Genomic DNA, 15,921 nt, shown 5'->3' on the forward strand with positions numbered 1-15,921 from the left:
CGCGCGCGGACAAGGAGGAGGCTCCGCGATTTGGTTCAGCTGGCAATCGGGGGCACGCCCGATCAACTAGCCTCATGTTTTGACGCGGTTTCGCGCGAGATCGTCCTCATATCGCCCATCCGCTGCCGGTTCGCGAGCCGCACAGGATCGCCGGGATCGTTCTGAGGCCGCAGCGCCGCTCGACGCCGAGCGGGCGCTAAGGACCTGCTTCGCTCGACGGGGATTAGGGGATTACCCTGCCGGTCATCGTCGATCTCCTCTTCAATGAACCCAGTTGATATTGGGAGCAGGTTTCCCGATCGGTAACTTTCTGGGCTGCTCAAGCTCGTTTTTGAGCAAATGTTCCCGCTCGGTAACTTTTCACCTCCTTCAATCGGAATCGCACTAAAAGTTCCCGATCGGTAACTTTAGGACGAGAGCTATGAACACGCCTCCAAAGGGCACTCCCCCCTCGGGCGGAAGCGAGGCTCCTGGCGAGACCGGTGTCGGCCGCCAAGCCGCCGAGTTCGCTGCAGCATTCGGTCGCCTCATCCTGGAAGAACGCAAACGCCAGGGCCTCCGGCAGGACGAGCTGGCCATGGTGAGCGGGACAGGAAAGCGCTTCATCGTCGACCTCGAGGCCGGAAAAAGCACCTGTCAGCTCGGGCGCAGCCTGCACGTGGCAAACGTGCTCGGACTGCGCATCGAGGATGTTCTCAAGGATGCCCAAGCCCGCCGGGCGAACACTTCCGAGACACCGGACATTCCCGACAGCGACGAGGAGGAGCCTCATGGACCGTCTTCCGGTCTACTTTGAGACGCGAGAGGTCGGCTGGATCACGGCAGCAGACGAAGCATCAGCCTTCACCTATGCCGAATCCTGGCGCGGGTTGACCGGCGCCTTCCCTGTGTCGCTCACCATGCCGCTCTCGCGGGCGTCGCACGATGCCTCGTCAATTCTGCCATGGGCGGCAAATCTGCTGCCGGAGAACGCAACTCTGGGGACCGTGGGTCATATGCTCGGCAAGTCGCCGGCCGATGTCATCGGTCTTCTTGCCGAGATGGGCCGCGACACCGCCGGCGCGCTCTCCGTCGGACAACCTGGCACCGGGCTGATCGCTGGCAAATGGCGAGAGATCCCCGACAAGGCCTCGCTCGAGCGCATCCTCAATGAGCTCCCCCACAAGCCCTTCCTCGTCGGCGAAAATGGCGTGTCGATGTCGCTTGCCGGTGTGCAGATGAAGCTCGCCGTCGCTCTGGATGGCGACACCCTGTACATACCGATCGACGGCGCGCCATCGACCCACATCATCAAGGCCGATGGCGAGCGCTTGCCTGGCGCCGTCCAGAACGAGGCATTCTGCCTGACGCAAGGCGAACGCAACGCTGATTGATGGTCTTACCGACGACACGTGGCGCCACCCTCCAGAACAAACAAGTGTCGCCGCAGTTCAAGATTACTGGTTCTCCCGCATCATCGCGGAGATTGGCTTTTCGCGCCATCCCGCGACAGGGCGGTTCGGGCGGGCACGATCAGTCTGATCGCGAAGGGCATGATGCCGAGTGAGCGGCAACATCACCGGCATGATCAGCCTGCATCGGCAGCGAAATGATCAGCATGCCAAGCACTCTGATTCGGTATGCCGACGCCGCCTATGATCAGCAGCAGTACCGGCATGCGAGAGCCTCGTCGACATGTCGAGCTGGCTATCACGGCGTCGGCGACGCCGTCGGTTTTGCTATCGAGACGCGCGCAAGAAGGCCTTCCTTGCCTCCCGTAAGGCCGTACTCCTCTGCCGGCTTGCCGTCGAGTTTGGCCGCTTCGGCTACGCCCTTCGAGAGCATTTCGAAAGTGTCGTCGGAAAGACGCAGCGCGCCGACGCCAAGGCGGCGTCGCCATCTGGCTCCGCGTTCCCATGCCTCCATCCATGAGAAACCCAGGTCGCTGCTGCGCTTGACGGCATCGAAAGCCTGAATGAGTGCGCCTGCTTGGTTGATGTCCTTCTTCGCTTTGTCGGCAAAGAAGACATTCCGCTTGGTGGCGACGATCAACTTGTGAACCGCGTAGCGCTCCGGCGCCGGCACAAGGACCGGTACGCCTGCATCGTGGAGAACCACGGAGCGGATCGGTTCATGAATCAGAAAATCCAGGAAGCGCAACACCTGAGCACCTACCGAAGGCCCCAACGACGGCATCGGTGTCAGCCTGGAGGAGTAGTCCTCGTCTCCTCGGTTCGGCGTAAGGAATTCGACCTTGAAGCCGGTCGCGTTGGCGAATCCGCTGAATAGCTTCGTTTCGTCGGGCGAGAACGAGGGCGCGAAGGTCGCATCCACCTTTTTCAAGATGCTTTCGATGTCCGGCATGCTTTCGTCGATCGAGATCGAGATGCCGTAGAATTTTGCGATGTCCATATCCTCGGTCGTGACGAGTTCGTCGGGAAGCCTGACGCCGAGGACACCGCTGTACGTCTGATAGGCCATCGAACCGACGAGCGTGGCGCGAAGCCGGAAAAGTCCCGCGCGCGCGAGTTCGTTGACGACGAGGCCTTCCATGTGAGGAGGAGCAGGGTAGCCCGCTCGCCTCAACTTTGCCGCCAGCTCGCGCCGCGCGCGATAGCCGATTTTCGTGCGCTGAAACGTCTCGGCACGTTTGGCGATCTCCGGATCGTCCGCTGGTCCGACGTATTTGAGGGCCGTCTTCGTCGGTCCGTCGCGGCCGGATGGCTCATAGGCCTTGTAGTAGTAATACTCGCGATTGGCGCGCTTCTGTTTGAGAAAGGTCCCGTTTTCCGGGAAGTTCTCGTCGAAGTCCGCGTCAGTCGCCTTCTGAACCAAGTCGGAAAACATGACTTGGTCGATGTTTGAAAAGTGCTTCATGGACATTTGTTACCATTTTGGCGAAGTGGTAACAACGCTTTTTCTATCCATTTTGCCGAGCGGTAACAAGCCGACTGTGTCCATTTTGGCGAAATGGTAACAATAAGTTTCTCCGCGCGGTCCTCGACAAAACAGATTCGGAACACTACATTAGAACATATTGAGAACTATTCCTGCGGTTGTACCCTTTCGAATCCACTCTCAACTACAATATTCTCCCCCATATCATGAGTTCGGGCCGACTTCTCGGGATGACCTCGGGCCCAAGGAGCCGTTCCCATTGTCCCTCTTCCGCCATTTGCACGACGATGCGTTTTTAGCCTTCTCGCGCGATCACAAGCACCTGTACGCGGCCTGTCTGCTCGACCTCCATGAACGCTTCTTTTCGGGCGCGCCGTCGTTTCCGACCCCGCAGCAGGTGGTCCATGCCATCTACGACGTCATGCGCGACAACCGCGCCCTCTGGAACGAGGGCGATGATTTCGGCAGCCTGCCGGAAATAATCTCTGCGGGTCGCCGCCGGATCCGGAAGGCCGACGTCGCGCTCGCTTCCGAGAAGGGCGACAAGGCGCTCGGTCTTGCCCGACAACTGTACGCCCGGCTGCTCGCCTGGGGATGGCTTGAAGAGGAGGAATACGGGCTTCGCGTTACCGTGGATATGGCTATGGGACCGCTGCTCGTGATCCAGCGGCTCGCGAGCCTCAACAAGGATCTCTCGCAGCGATTCGGTGGCTTGATCGTGCAAATCCGCCTCAACCTGGAGGCCGTCGAAAAATTGAGGCCCGAGATCACCGACCGCAAGCAGCGCGAAGCCGCGCTCGCCGTCCGCGAGGCGCGCAATCAGGCCGACCAGTTCACTAGGAGCCTGCGGGCCATTCTCGCCGACCTGAAGCGCGTCCGACGGACGGTCATGGAGTCGAAAACAGTCGCTACCCGGCTGGAAGCCTTTTTCGAGGAGTTCGTCGACCAGCTCCTGCTGAAAGATTTCGAGTCCATCCTCACCGTCAACCATCCGTACCGCTTCCGTGACGCCATCGTCGATCTCGCGCGGAGGATCTCCTACACCCCGGAAACCATGCAGGTCCTCGCCGAGGAGTACACAGCTTCCAGCATGGCAGCCGACATCGAGGACGGTCGAATGGCCGCGGCCGACGACCTGCTGGCCATCGAAAGCATCTTCGATCAGATCGGGGAAATGTTCGATAGGATCGAGGCCTTCCGCAGGCAGCTCGAAGCCCGGGTCCGCAACACCATTAAGTACGCGGAGCGGGGCGGGCAGGGACTCGTCGGCCGGGCCGGCGACCTGGTGCGGCGCCTGGATGCCCTACTGCGGGATGGCAGACACCACAAGGCGACTATCGAATGGAGCATCGAGCCCCTGCGGTCCCCCTGGTCGGAGCACCATCAGGCGCCGGCCAGGCAGCCACGCCGTCCCGTCGAAGCAAGGGAGCTCGCCGAGCCGCCATCGGACCCGCTGTACGAACTGCGGAAGAAGCTCCGCCTCGAGTACATCGCTCGCATCGCGCCCCGCCCCGAGGACGTCAGACGATTCCTCGAGCGCCAGGTGCCGCCAGTCGCGACCAGGGAAGCCCGCTTCATGGAAATCGATACCGTGGACGACTTTCTCGCCTTCGATTGCGCCCGCCGATATGCGTTGACGGGCGAGGTTCCGGCGCAGGTCGCGGCCAGGTTCGATCTGGAGCCGCGCCCAGACACGCCGCCCCACGACAGCGAATGGCTTCGGTGTGCGAACTTCGTGGTTAGGCGATCCGGCCACTTCCGGAATGCAGAGGCAGCTCATGCTCAGTGAGTTAGAAAACGTCGAGCGAACCTTCGGCGCGGAAAAGGCAGCCGACCTCCGCAAAGCGCTGCACTTCCTGCTACGGCGGCAGTTCGTGTTCGCGGGAGATCCCCGGACTGGGACAGTCTACAACACGATCATGGATGGCCGCTTCCGCGACGTGGTCGACGGCTTCTTCGATAGTTGCGGATACCGCGTCCATCGCGATCCGGAGGCGCAGTGGGCCGGCATCATCGCCATGGACGAGGACGTGCCGCTGCCTCGAATGAAGCTCGACGAAACCATTGTTGTCCTGGTGCTGGCGGCATACTGGCAGCAGGAGGTGAACGTCGGAGCGGTCGAGGACCGGGCCGTCGTAGTGGCCACTTTGAACGACCTATTCGATCGCTACCGCGAGATGGCGCAACACGGCGGCGGAGGCGCGATCTCGGCCGCCCGCTTCCGGGACATCCTGCGCGAGGCCGCCCAACGCAGTTTGGTCGAGATCGGTGATTTTGACGACGAGCAGCAGGACTGCGAGATCAGGATCCGCCCGATGATCAAGCTGATCAGTGGCGGTGATGCCCTCCAACGGCTCGAGCGCTACGTCCGTAGCGAGGAGGCGCGGTCTCCGCAGCCCGCAGGAGACGAGGCATGATGGAGCTACGCCACCTGACGATGGTGAACTGGCACCTGTTCGACGTCGCCGACATCGACGTGACAGGACATGTCGGGGTCCTGGGCGAGAACCGGTCCGGAAAATCGACAATCCTCGACATGGCACAGGTCGTTCTCACCGGCGGGAGCCGGCGGTTCTTGCGCCTGAACGCGGTCGCCGGCGACAGCGGAAAATCGCGCAGCGGCTCGAAGCGCAGCGTCGTGGATTACTGCCTTGGGACGCTCGGCGAAGACCAGCGCCGGCGCGACGAGGCGCGCACCTACGTGGCGCTAGGGTTCGAAGACAAGGAAGGCGATCGACCGCCGGTCACGATCGGCATGGCGCTTGAGGCGCGCAAGTCCGACAGCAGGGAGACCGTGCTGGCACTGTTCGTCGCCGTCGGGACCGTTCTGAGATCCAAGGACTTCATCGAGCAGCGAGGAAAGTCGCAATTCCCGGCGCAGTGGGAAGACGTGCGGGCCCGGATCGTCGCTGCGGTCGGCGAAGGCAACTTCGTCAATCATCGCGACCGAGCAAGCGACTACGTCCGCGAGTACATGCGCCACCTTCTGCCGCATTCGCCCTATGGCGAGCAGAACGCCAGCGCCCTGCAGAAATCAATCGTCAACGCGATGACGCTCGACCACAACCAGACGGCCACGCAGTTCGTGCGGAACTACATCCTCGAAGACAGCCCGATCGGCATCAAGGAGCTGCGCGAGTCGATCCAGACATACCGCAACATCAGCGAAACCATCCGAAAGATGCGCCTCAGGCTCGAAGCCCTGAGGGCGCTTCGGGTCGTCCTCGGCACCCTTGAAGAAGTGCTCGAGACCAAGTTCAGGGAGGAGTGGATCGCAAAACGCGCGACTTGGCTCGCGGCGCGCGCGACAAACCTGGACTTCAAGACCAAGCGGCGTACCGAGATGGCACGCCGGGACGCCGCAGCAAAAGAACTCGAATTCATCGACGACGACGTCAAGGCCATCGATAACGAGATCGAACGCCTCACGGCCGCGATCGCCGAGCACGATGCCAAGACCGGCAGAAAGTCCCTGCAGCAGACCGCCGATGTGGCCGGGCAGGCGGCGCACCGCGCCTCGGCGGACTTCAAGGCTCGCATGGAGAACATCCGTCGCCTGGCGCCGCTCCGCGCGATGTGCGCGGACGGTTTCGAGGACTTCGTTCCTGCGCTTGAGCGTCTTCTGACCGCCACCGCCGAGGCCGACATCGGGCGCGTCTCCGACGAGCTCTCCGCGGCCGAGAAGTCCTTCGCGGCAAGCGGCGCGAAATGGCTGCCGAAGATCGACGAAGCGCGTCAAACGATCATCGCGGAGCTTTCCGGGCTCCGAGGCCGGCGCGACGAGGTGCTCGAACGGATCCGACAGCACGCCACTGGAGGGGCGCGCGCCTATCTCGGCGACGACACTGAACTCCTCTGCCGCAGGCTGCGGCAGAGGGGAATGGTCCCGCGCGTGCTCTGCGACATCATCGAAGTCGCCGAACCCGAGTGGGTAGGAGCCGCCGAGGCGCTCCTCGGCCGCGACCGGGAAGCCGTGTTCGTGGACAGAGCGGATATCAGCGCCGCCACGTCAATCTTCAAGGAAGGTCGCCGCGAGTTTCGCCATGCATCGCTAGTGAGCCTAAATAAGCTCGAACAGTTCAGGGCCAAGCCGGAGCGCGGTACTTTCCCCTCGATCTTCCGGAGCCAGGATCCGGACGCGATGGCCTTCATCATGCGCCGCTACGGCACGGTCCGACTCGCGGATACGCTCGACCAATTCAACAGGCCCGGCCGGGCTATCATGAAGGACGGCCTCTACGACGACGGACTCGTAAGGACCCATCGCTGGCTCGAAGCCTCGCAGCACAAGATTGGAAAGGCGGCCCAGGCGAACGCCCTGCGCTCCCTGCAGGATCAGGCCGAGGAGCTGGATCGGCTCCAAACGGAAAAGAGCAAGCAGGCCCAGGCGGCAGAGCAGGCCGTTGCCGCTCTGAAGAACATCTGCGAGGAACGTGACGATCTGAAGGCTAGCGCCGCTGCCTTCGCAGCCGCGCAGACCGAGATCGCCGAAGCCCAGGCGAGGCTCGAAGCGCTTGAGGGGGCGGGCGACGGCGGACTTCGCGACAAGAAACGAGCGCAGCAGAAGCTGAAGGAGAAGAGGCTCGACGAGCGAAAGATCCAGCAGAAGGCGTTCGGCGAGCATGACGGTGAGGTCAGATCGGCAGAGAGGAGGCTCGGAGAGGGCGAAAACGTGCCCGGCTCCGAGCTCAACCTGCGGGTGGCCCGGTCGATCTATCGCAAGACCTTCCCGCTCTACTCCGCCGCGAAGGGCAGGATCGTGTATCGCGAGCGCCTCAATGCCGCAGCCCAGAAGGGCTTCGCCGAGAAGCACCGCGCCATCGCGGACAGGGCGGTGAAGGATGCGGACGCCTCGGACGCAGAGCGCGCCCGCATCGAGCGGCGGGTCCGCGAGCTCCTCTACGATTACTTCGACCAGTTCGGGATGAGCTCGCAAGTCGGCGCAGAGAGCGAGCCGCTGCGGGAGGTGAAGCCCTGGATGGAACAGCTCATCTCGGATATCGAATCCAATGAGCTGCGCCAGTACGAACGGCAGGCGCGGGAAGCGGCGGAAAAGGCCTCTACCCTGCTGCGCGGCGAGTTCATCAACGCGCTCACGGCCCGGATCGGAAAGATGGAGCGGGAGCTGCAATCGTTGAACCGCAGCCTCTACGCACATCCCTTTCATAACGAGCGATATTCATTCCACCGCACTCAGATGGTGGAATTCCAGCCCATCCTGAAGATCATTGAGATCGCCAAAACCTCTCCGGAGGCGCTCGATATGCTGTTCCGGGGCGACGTGCCCGATGACTTCCCGCACAAGGATACGATCCTTGCGCTCGAGGCATTGCTCGAGGATCCCGATAAGGACTTCACCCAGTTCGAGGACTACCGCAACTTCTACACCTTCGAGATCCACATGGAGGATGTCGCCACCGGCCGCTCGACCCGCTGGGAGCAGCGGCGCGGCACCGGGTCTGGCGCCGAACAGCAGGTGCCTATCTACGTTGCCATCGGCGCTTCGCTGGCTGCCGTCTACGGTAGCGCGGAGCGTCGTGGCGGCAAGCCCGCCGGTTTCGCCCTGGCCATGTTCGACGAGGCCTTCTCCAAGATGGACGGCAAGAACCAGCGGCAGATGATGAGCTTCTACAAAAACCTGGGGCTCCAGTTCGTGATCGCGGCGCCGTTCGAGAAGCGGGTCGCCGTGCTCGAGCACATGGACACCATCGTAGAGGTGGACCGGATCGGCGAGCAGTCCAGGGCCACCGTGGTGGAACTGAAAGAGAAGGCCAAGCGCGAACTGATGGCCATCGATCCGGACCTGATGTCCGAAGATGAGCTGGCCACCCGTCTGGCCGCCGAGTAGCCATGGCGCGACGTTTCACGGACGCGATCGGCCTGCTTAACGACCTGCTCGATCGCTTCGAGGCCGGGGCCGCAAGTCCGATCGCCCACCCGGACTTTGTCGCTTTCTCGTCGGTCGTCGCGGCGGACGCTTTTCTGAAGCAGATAAGGAAAGCCGAAAGTGCCGGCGCGGTGTCCATTGGCTGGGGGCGCGGCGCCAAGCGAGACCAAGTGGCACACGTGCGGTTGGCCTCGGCGGAGATCTTATACCGACATCTCGGCCGCACCCCGGCGTCACGCATCGCGGAGGACGCCGCCGCGCGGCTATTAGCCGGAGTGGCGCTGCACGACTCCCTGAAGAACAGCGGCTCTCAAATCGCAGAGGTGTGGGCGCGGGGCAAGACGTGGCACGGATTCGGTTCGTCCGACGTCGACACGCTGCGCCACGCATTCGTTCTCGCGCAAGCGATCCTCGATAACAAGCATCTGGACGTCGACTACAAAACTTTCTCGCGACGTACGGTGGGGCACAGCAAGATACTCGAGCGCATCGAGGGTGCCGTGGTCCGGCTTTTGAGCGGGATAATGGACTTTCCACCTGGCGCCCGTCCCCGCGAGGCACTGCGAGCGATCGGACTGGAGCGCTTCGCGCCGCCGCTGCTGATCGCGGGCAAGATCGACCTCGACGGAGCCGATCTTTCCAGCATATCTCCGCACTATCTCGGAATTCCTCCCAAGGAAGCAGATCGCGTCCGCTTCCGGGAGCCGCCGGCCTACGTTCTGACGATCGAAAACTTCGCAAGCTTCAACCGGCACATCGCCGAGGCGGACCCCGGCCGATTAGGAACGACTATGTATGTCGGCGGGTACCCCTCGCTTGCCACCCAGCAGGCGCTCCGGACGATCGCAGGATTGGTATCCGAACAGACGCCGATCTTTCATTGGTCGGACATCGATCCAGACGGCACCTGGATCTTCCACACCATCGAGCGCGCCGTCGATCGACCGATCCGTCCCCACCTCATGAGCGTCGAAGTTGCCGAGCGCTTGGGGCGAGTGCCGTTCAAAAAATCGGCACCCGCTCGGTGTCCACCGGACTCCGGTATCGCCGTTTTGGCAGCGTACCTGGCGGAAGATGGAGCCAAGACGCTCGAGCAGGAAGAACTCGATCCAGTCCTGCCAGAGATTCATTAGACTAGAAAATGCGCGCGGATCAACGCGGTGTCGATCCGGATGAGCTTCCTCGGTCGACGATCTCCGTCGGCCTTTGCTGAACAACACCTGTGTTCCACAGAGCGAACGCCACGAGTAGGGCGGCTCCTTGCCGTGCTTCGATAATCCTATTGGCACCATGGCGACAACGCCGCGAAGCGGGCATATTGTACTTGCCGTACCCGCCGACTCGCCTTATCAGAAGTGGTGAGCTACAACCTCCGATATTTTGGGGTCGGGGATGTTATTTTGCGGCGCGCATTGGCAGCCGGCGACGATCAGGAGGGTCATAGAGACCTTTCAAACCAGTACGCGGATAGCGCGGGTGGCGACGGACGCTGGCAATGGCTTTCTCAAGGGGCTGGGCAACCCGGCTGGGCATATGAGCTTGGCCGCCGAGTTGGTGGCGGCGGAACTGGCTCATTGGTTAGGGCTGCCCATCCCATCGTTTGCGAAAGTCCACCTCACGGGAGACCTGCAAATCCCAATGATTGACGGGGGGCAGTTCCAACAGGGGCCAGCCTTCATCTCGAAGGAGGTGGATGGGTTTAGCGGGCCCGGCGGTCTAAGCAGACTCACTAATCCGGACGACGTTTCGAGGCTGGTCGTGTTCGATACGTGGGTTCGCAATGGGGATCGCTGCGCACCAGCAGAATCGGGCTACCCACCCAACTACGATAACCTGTTCTTTACCCGGTTAGGATCAAGGTTCCAGCTCACCGCCCTCGACCATTCGCATGCCTTTGTCGAGAACGGTCTTGAAGGAAGCCTGTCCGATCCATACGTGCTAGCAGACGAAGGGATATATGGCTATTTCCCTGAATTTGCTGGCCTAATTAAGTTCTCTGCCGTGTCGGCGGCCGTTGACCGCCTGAACCAAGTTACTCCGGCGATGGCGAACGAAATTGTGGCTTCAATCCCCGCTGAATGGCAGATATCAGATGGCGCGAAAGCGTCATGGGCGAATGTCATTATTGTCCGCGCACAAAAGGTGGCAGGGTATCTGCCAGCAAAGCTACTGAATGATCCAGGTTTGGCACTGTAGGGAGGCGCAGTATGTTTGAACGACAGGGCTATTACGCGCTCCTGCAGTACAGTGATGCGCCCGAAAGATTGGAGTACATCAACATTGGCGTGGCGCTCTTTGTGCCAAGTCAGAAAGAGGTGTTGGTTCGCTTCAGTAGCGGCTTGCGAAGAGTCGAGAGGCTTTTCGGAAGGCAGCCTCACGGTTTTTTCAATCTTCTGAAAACGGACTTTGTGTCGCGCCTAAGTCAATTCAAAGAGGCTAACTACGAGCGATTGGCTCAGTTCGCCAACTCGCGCGTGAACAAAATTCGTATTGCCGGGATAAACCCCATTCTCATTGAGCGCGATCCGCGAATCGAGATTGATGAGCTTTTCAATGAGCTTGTTGGAGATGACGAAGTAGTCACGCGGCGGAAAAAAGTGACGGTTGAACTAAAGGAAAAGCTTACGCGCGCTGGCGTGGACCTATTCTTGGAGAAGCCTGAGCCGATTAGGTTACCTCAAGGGGTAACCGTTGAAGTCCCATACGCGTATCAGAACGGCGTCTATAATATGATTGACCCGGTGCGCCTCAATGGCGACGGCATTGACCCGCTGGCGCAAGCAAGTGAGCGAGCGGTTAAGGGGCAATGGCTTTGGCAGTTTTCAAGGGCCGGTGGCCATTTGAGACAACTCGTTGTCGTTGGCGATTTTTCATCAACGGACGAGTCGTTTCGCGGTGCCGTACAGGAAATGATGTTCGAACATCATGTGAAACTGTATGACCTCGATAAGATCGATATGCTTGTTGAGGACATTCGAAAGAACGCCCAAATCCACGGCCGTGACGGGCGGCATCATTAGATTTACGAAAAAGCGAAATACGATATACTTTACGTACCCACGTTGATCCTGTAGGTTTGGGATCAACACGGAGATGCGCCATGAAGTCCGTTCTGTCCGCCAAGCACTTCCACAACGAAGAAGACGCCTATGCTTTCGTTGAGGCTCGCTTGTGGCCGAATGGCCCCATCTGCCCGCATTGCGGCGGCGTGGAGCGCATTTCCAAGATGGGTGGCAAATCCACCCGCATCGGCGCCTACAAGTGCTACCAGTGCCGCAAGCCATTCACCGTGAAGGTTGGGACCATCTTTGAGTCCAGCCACATCCCCATGCGCCACTGGCTGCAAGCCATCTTCCTGATGGCATCCAGCAAGAAGGGCATTTCGAGCAACCAGCTCCACCGCACCCTTGGCTGCACACTCAAGACTGCGTGGTTCCTGTCGCACCGCATTCGCGAGGCTATGCGATCGACCGACTCCAGCCCTATGGGCGGCAACGGCGGCGTGGTGGAAGTCGATGAGACCTTCTACGGCCGCGTTGAGGGCGCTCCTAAGAAGGGCCGCAGTGCATGGGCCAATAAGAACGTTGTCCTCACCCTTGTAGAATGCGGCGCCTCTGCCCGTAGCTTCCACATTGACGGCGTGCGCGTTGCCGATATTCAGCCTATCCTCCGGGCCAACATGAGCCGCGACGCTCAGTTGATGACCGATGAAGCCAACTCCTACAAGTACATCGCGGAAGTCGATGTTCTCAACCATGACACTGTCGTTCACAGCAAGGACGAATACGTTCGCCGCGAGGGCGACAAGATGATCTCAACCAACACAGTTGAGGGCTACTATTCCGTGTTCAAGCGCGGCATGAAGGGCACTTATCAGCATTGCAAAGAGAACCATCTGCACCGATATTTGAACGAGTTCGATTTCCGCTATAGCAATCGTGTTGCGCTTGGCGTGAACGATACTGACCGTGCAGAGCGTGCATTGAAGGGAGCCGCTGGAAAGCGACTCACCTATCGAACGACTAATTAGCCAAGAGGCGCCATATGGCAAAAGCCGCCGCTCCCCCAAAGGGAAAAAAGGCAAAGCCGAAACCGAAGCTAAGTGACAAAGAGCAATCCGAGCGGTTCATGCAAACCGCTCGTGAGCTTGGCGTTGATGAAAGCGGCGAAGCTTTCGAGACCACGTTTCGAAAGATAGCTAAAGCTAAGGAGCCGCCGAAACAGCGGTAGCCGTTGTCGTAGTTGGCGGTTCGATCGGCAATACGGCAAGCATCGCGGTAATGACGCTTCTTGCTATCCCAAGCGTGGCTATCGATTCCTCTGTTGTTAATACGACTTCAGGATGGATCAAGGGGTTGCGGTGTAGAACAATACTTTCTTGTACTTCCCAGCGAGGTCTCGGATTCCCCAAAGCGCCCAACGGTTGATTGTATCGGCCAAGGTCTTGGCAGTTTCCGCATTAATTGCCGTCAGCAATTTCTGCGAAAGCAGATACGAAGAGCGCAAATAGGGCGCATAAACGCTAACCAGCCAGACCCTGGATCGCTCCTGATGCAACAACCAAAGGGATGTAAACATCATTGAGCGGCGTGTCCTCATCGAGGAGACGTGATAGCCCGTCAAGCTGCTCTGCCAGTTCAAAAACATACGGCAATGAAACTCTAAGCATAGGTCGTCGCCCGCGCCAATTGCTACCGGGCGCGACTCTTTCCCGGCGCTACTCATGGTAGCTCCGCAGGCTGGGTACGGCAAGTATAATATCCCCCGGAGCACCCGCCTCTCGCCTGCAGAAGTGAAGAATGGGAACCTCATACCGGGTGTTAGTCCGTTGATTCGACTACGAAAGCGTCGGTCGACGGTTTGTCGACAATCACCGAAAAGACCACTCATGTTGGTGCCGTCTCCATAAACGCGCGGCGATGTGATCGCGTGGCCGATCGACACTTGATGTTGTCCGACTGCCGCCATGAAATTGCGGATCGCCAGGAACCACAATGCCGGCAAGATGCCCCAGGCCAGCCCGAACAGATATTGTTGAGCTAGCCGCGCGATGGCTGGTTCGTGGCCGAGCGCAAGCACAATTTGCTCGCCCTGCAGCGACAAAACCATGATCGGCGCCCACAGAACGATTGCAACCCATAGCCCCATGCGCACCGAGCCCGTACCAGAGCTCCGTCCGCCGCACCACATGCTTGGGTCGCGAGCGGACCCACCGCCGAGATTACACCGGCTGCGAAGGTCACGCCGACCGACAGCATCATGCCGGCAAGCGCGGCTGCCGCCATTGCCTCAGTGCCGATATGGCCGATCTAGAGCGTTAGCCGATCAGATTGCAAATAGCCGGCGGCAGCGAAGTAGTTTTTAGATTCTGTGGGCGTGTAGGTATAGACGATGCGCCCGATTGCATCCCAAAGGCCGCCGACGGTTCGTTCGGCGGCCTTTCGCAAGTGTGCCTTGAGCTTGGCGAAGGCGTTCTCGATCGGATTGAGGTCGGGGCTGTAGGGCGGGAGGTAGAGGAGCGTAGCGCCGGCGGCCTCAATCATCTTGCGGATGCGTGGGCCTTTGTGGCTGGACAGGTTGTCCATGATGACAATGGCGTGCTCCGGCAACTCAGGGACGAGCACCTTTTCGACATAGGTCTCGAAGGCGTCGCGGTTGATGGGACCGTCGAGCACCCAGGGAGCGATGATGCCGTGCGTGGTGAGAGCGGCTACGCAGGTGGTCGTTTTCCAGTGGCCATGAGGGATGCTGGCCCGAAGGCGTTCGCCGCGCCTGCAGCGGCCGTGTGTTCGCGCCATGTTGGTGGATGCCCAGGTCTCATCAATGAAGACGAGGCGATCTCGGTCGAGTTTGTCCTGGCTCTCGCGCCAAGCTTCGCGGCTCTTCAAAACATCCGGACGGTCCTGTTCTGCGGCATGGGCCGTCTTTTTTTACGCGTGATCTTGTGACGCTCGAAGAAGCGGCGGATCGTGCCATAGCCAAAGGATAGGCCTTCTCTGTTCAAACTGTGCCGCAGTTCCTCGATAGTGATATCGGGCGAGGCCTCGAGCAGAGCCATGATCTTGGCCCGATGGGCATTGATCCGGTGAGACTTGCGGTCGCCGCCTTGAGCCTTTGGCAGCGCATCGCCTTGCTCCAGCTCGCGTGTTCGCCACCGGCTTACGCTCGCTGGGCTCACACCAAACCGCTCCGCGGCCTGCCGGCCCGAAACGCCACCCTCGATACAGCCAAGAACACGCTTACGTAGGTCCATCGACAGTGGTTTCGCTATGCGCGCCGGCCTCCGGTCCCGGCAAGCAGCTTGAATCATTAAACAGCTGATTTGGGAATCCCCAACGATTCAGCCTGATGGGCTACCGCTCTAGGCTAGATCCGTCGCCATCATTCGCGATCTGTCCGAGCTGCGCGAGCGCGATCGGGGTGGCGAGTGTTGCAGTTGCGGCGAGTTCGTCGGTGAGTTGACGGCCAGCTACCCATTTCGCCAGCCGATGAGGCCGCGATGCGGGCTTTTGTTCTGCTGTCTTCCTCATGAACACGCTGCCCCGGATTGCTCGCTTCAGCTATCCTTCTGCCCTCGCTGACACAATCTTATCGCTGCGGTCGTGTTCGCATCATCGGCGCCATGGCCAGCGATAGCATGTTCTCACAGAACAATGCAGCGCTCAAAAATGGTGAGAGCATTCTGGCCGACGTCCGCAAAATCTTCTCTCTATATTGACCGCTGCCATCGTGAGCGCTGCTATTACCGTCATGGTTGCGACTTTAGCTGTCTCGTTCAAGACGTCGTTTGTTTCCAACAGCACCGCCTCCCACGAGGTGCTGCGGGAAAGCCGACGTCGTTTCTTCATAAAAACGCTCGAGCGGCATTGGCATGCCGGTTGCTTGAATATGTGACGAAACCACTTGTGACCATGATGCTCGTTCAGCATCCGGTTGAGGTATTCAGATGAACCTGCCCGCTTGATCGATGGAAGAGGTCTCCTGATGCGCTTTCCAAACCGTGCGCCTGCGTCGCGAACTCTGCCATCTCGGATCGCGCTCCGGTTTGCCGGGCCGATCCGATCGTCTTGTAAAGGGCTCGGGACGAATGGCGGTCCTCAACAAGAGGGTGCACACCAGGGCAAAGGCGTTATACCTCAGGACGTTGTTTGCGTCAG

Annotated in this window: 13 protein-coding genes; 10 read left to right on the top strand and 3 right to left on the bottom strand. The window is 60.2% G+C overall.

Features of this window, described 5'->3' with window-relative positions:
• Positions 1-421: 421 nt before the first annotated feature.
• Together ACVIIV_RS16115 and ACVIIV_RS16120 are read left to right on the top strand one after the other, a co-directional pair.
• Positions 422-796, top strand: a complete 375-nt coding sequence (locus tag ACVIIV_RS16115; RefSeq protein WP_456745028.1) for a helix-turn-helix domain-containing protein — start codon at positions 422-424, stop codon at positions 794-796.
• Complete coding sequence (locus ACVIIV_RS16120) at positions 771-1,373, top strand: HipA N-terminal domain-containing protein (RefSeq protein WP_456745029.1); 603 nt, start codon at positions 771-773, stop codon at positions 1,371-1,373. Before ACVIIV_RS16115 ends, ACVIIV_RS16120 begins: the two co-directional genes overlap by 26 nt.
• Positions 1,374-1,689: 316 nt before the next feature.
• On the opposite strand, the gene ACVIIV_RS16125 is transcribed toward ACVIIV_RS16120, so the two are convergent.
• Positions 1,690-2,862, bottom strand: a complete 1,173-nt coding sequence (locus ACVIIV_RS16125; RefSeq protein ID WP_456745030.1) for a nucleotidyltransferase family protein — start codon at positions 2,860-2,862, stop codon at positions 1,690-1,692.
• A gap of 274 nt (positions 2,863-3,136) precedes the next feature.
• On the opposite strand from ACVIIV_RS16125, the gene ACVIIV_RS16130 reads away from it, so the two are divergent.
• The 8 genes from ACVIIV_RS16130 to ACVIIV_RS16165 all read left to right on the top strand — a co-directional run bounded on the left by ACVIIV_RS16130 (position 3,137) and on the right by ACVIIV_RS16165 (position 12,994).
• Complete coding sequence (locus ACVIIV_RS16130; protein ID WP_456745031.1) at positions 3,137-4,666, top strand: Wadjet anti-phage system protein JetA family protein; 1,530 nt, start codon at positions 3,137-3,139, stop codon at positions 4,664-4,666.
• Positions 4,641-5,294 (top strand): DUF4194 domain-containing protein, encoded by a 654-nt coding sequence (locus ACVIIV_RS16135; RefSeq protein ID WP_456745032.1) that lies wholly within the window; start codon positions 4,641-4,643, stop codon positions 5,292-5,294. Before ACVIIV_RS16130 ends, ACVIIV_RS16135 begins: the two co-directional genes overlap by 26 nt.
• Positions 5,291-8,725 carry an SbcC/MukB-like Walker B domain-containing protein gene (locus ACVIIV_RS16140; protein ID WP_456745033.1) on the top strand — a complete coding sequence of 1,145 codons (3,435 nt, stop codon included), beginning with the start codon at positions 5,291-5,293 and terminating at the stop codon, positions 8,723-8,725. Before ACVIIV_RS16135 ends, ACVIIV_RS16140 begins: the two co-directional genes overlap by 4 nt.
• 2 nt (positions 8,726-8,727) lie before the next feature.
• Positions 8,728-9,897, top strand: coding sequence for a Wadjet anti-phage system protein JetD domain-containing protein (locus tag ACVIIV_RS16145; RefSeq protein WP_456745034.1), 1,170 nt, complete (start codon positions 8,728-8,730; stop codon positions 9,895-9,897).
• A gap of 343 nt (positions 9,898-10,240) precedes the next feature.
• The gene (locus tag ACVIIV_RS16150; RefSeq protein ID WP_456745035.1) at positions 10,241-10,960 is read left to right on the top strand and encodes a HipA family kinase; all 720 of its coding nucleotides are present in this window, start codon (positions 10,241-10,243) and stop codon (positions 10,958-10,960) included.
• Positions 10,961-10,971: 11 nt separating this feature from the next.
• Positions 10,972-11,784: a DUF3037 domain-containing protein gene (locus ACVIIV_RS16155; RefSeq protein WP_456745036.1), complete on the top strand. Its 813-nt coding sequence runs from the start codon at positions 10,972-10,974 to the stop codon at positions 11,782-11,784.
• Positions 11,785-11,864: 80 nt separating this feature from the next.
• Positions 11,865-12,794, top strand: a complete 930-nt coding sequence (locus tag ACVIIV_RS16160) for an IS1595 family transposase (protein WP_456745037.1) — start codon at positions 11,865-11,867, stop codon at positions 12,792-12,794.
• Between the two features lie 14 nt (positions 12,795-12,808).
• Positions 12,809-12,994, top strand: coding sequence for a hypothetical protein (locus ACVIIV_RS16165; protein WP_456745038.1), 186 nt, complete (start codon positions 12,809-12,811; stop codon positions 12,992-12,994).
• 117 nt (positions 12,995-13,111) lie between these two features.
• Here the strand turns inward: ACVIIV_RS16165 and ACVIIV_RS16170 are convergent, their stop codons facing one another.
• Positions 13,112-13,954 (bottom strand): MATE family efflux transporter, encoded by an 843-nt coding sequence (locus ACVIIV_RS16170; protein WP_456745039.1) that lies wholly within the window; start codon positions 13,952-13,954, stop codon positions 13,112-13,114.
• A gap of 119 nt (positions 13,955-14,073) precedes the next feature.
• A protein-coding gene (locus tag ACVIIV_RS16175; RefSeq protein ID WP_456748741.1) for an IS630 family transposase occupies positions 14,074-15,035 on the bottom strand; the annotation gives its coding sequence in 2 pieces (ribosomal slippage) (positions 14,074-14,694 and positions 14,697-15,035; 960 coding nt in all).
• Between the last annotated feature and the right edge of the window lie 886 nt (positions 15,036-15,921).

The sequence above is a fragment of the Bradyrhizobium sp. USDA 4354 genome (assembly GCF_054060315.1).

Coding starts and splice junctions, on each gene's coding strand:
- ACVIIV_RS16165 (WP_456745038.1), top strand. CDS start 12,809: ATGGCAAAAGCCGCCGCTCCCCCAAAGGGAAAAAAGGCAAAGCCGAAA.
- ACVIIV_RS16120 (WP_456745029.1), top strand. CDS start 771: ATGGACCGTCTTCCGGTCTACTTTGAGACGCGAGAGGTCGGCTGGATC.
- ACVIIV_RS16160 (WP_456745037.1), top strand. CDS start 11,865: ATGAAGTCCGTTCTGTCCGCCAAGCACTTCCACAACGAAGAAGACGCC.
- ACVIIV_RS16115 (WP_456745028.1), top strand. CDS start 422: ATGAACACGCCTCCAAAGGGCACTCCCCCCTCGGGCGGAAGCGAGGCT.
- ACVIIV_RS16125 (WP_456745030.1), bottom strand. CDS start 2,862: ATGTCCATGAAGCACTTTTCAAACATCGACCAAGTCATGTTTTCCGAC.
- ACVIIV_RS16155 (WP_456745036.1), top strand. CDS start 10,972: ATGTTTGAACGACAGGGCTATTACGCGCTCCTGCAGTACAGTGATGCG.
- ACVIIV_RS16135 (WP_456745032.1), top strand. CDS start 4,641: ATGCAGAGGCAGCTCATGCTCAGTGAGTTAGAAAACGTCGAGCGAACC.
- ACVIIV_RS16145 (WP_456745034.1), top strand. CDS start 8,728: ATGGCGCGACGTTTCACGGACGCGATCGGCCTGCTTAACGACCTGCTC.
- ACVIIV_RS16170 (WP_456745039.1), bottom strand. CDS start 13,954: ATGTGGTGCGGCGGACGGAGCTCTGGTACGGGCTCGGTGCGCATGGGG.
- ACVIIV_RS16140 (WP_456745033.1), top strand. CDS start 5,291: ATGATGGAGCTACGCCACCTGACGATGGTGAACTGGCACCTGTTCGAC.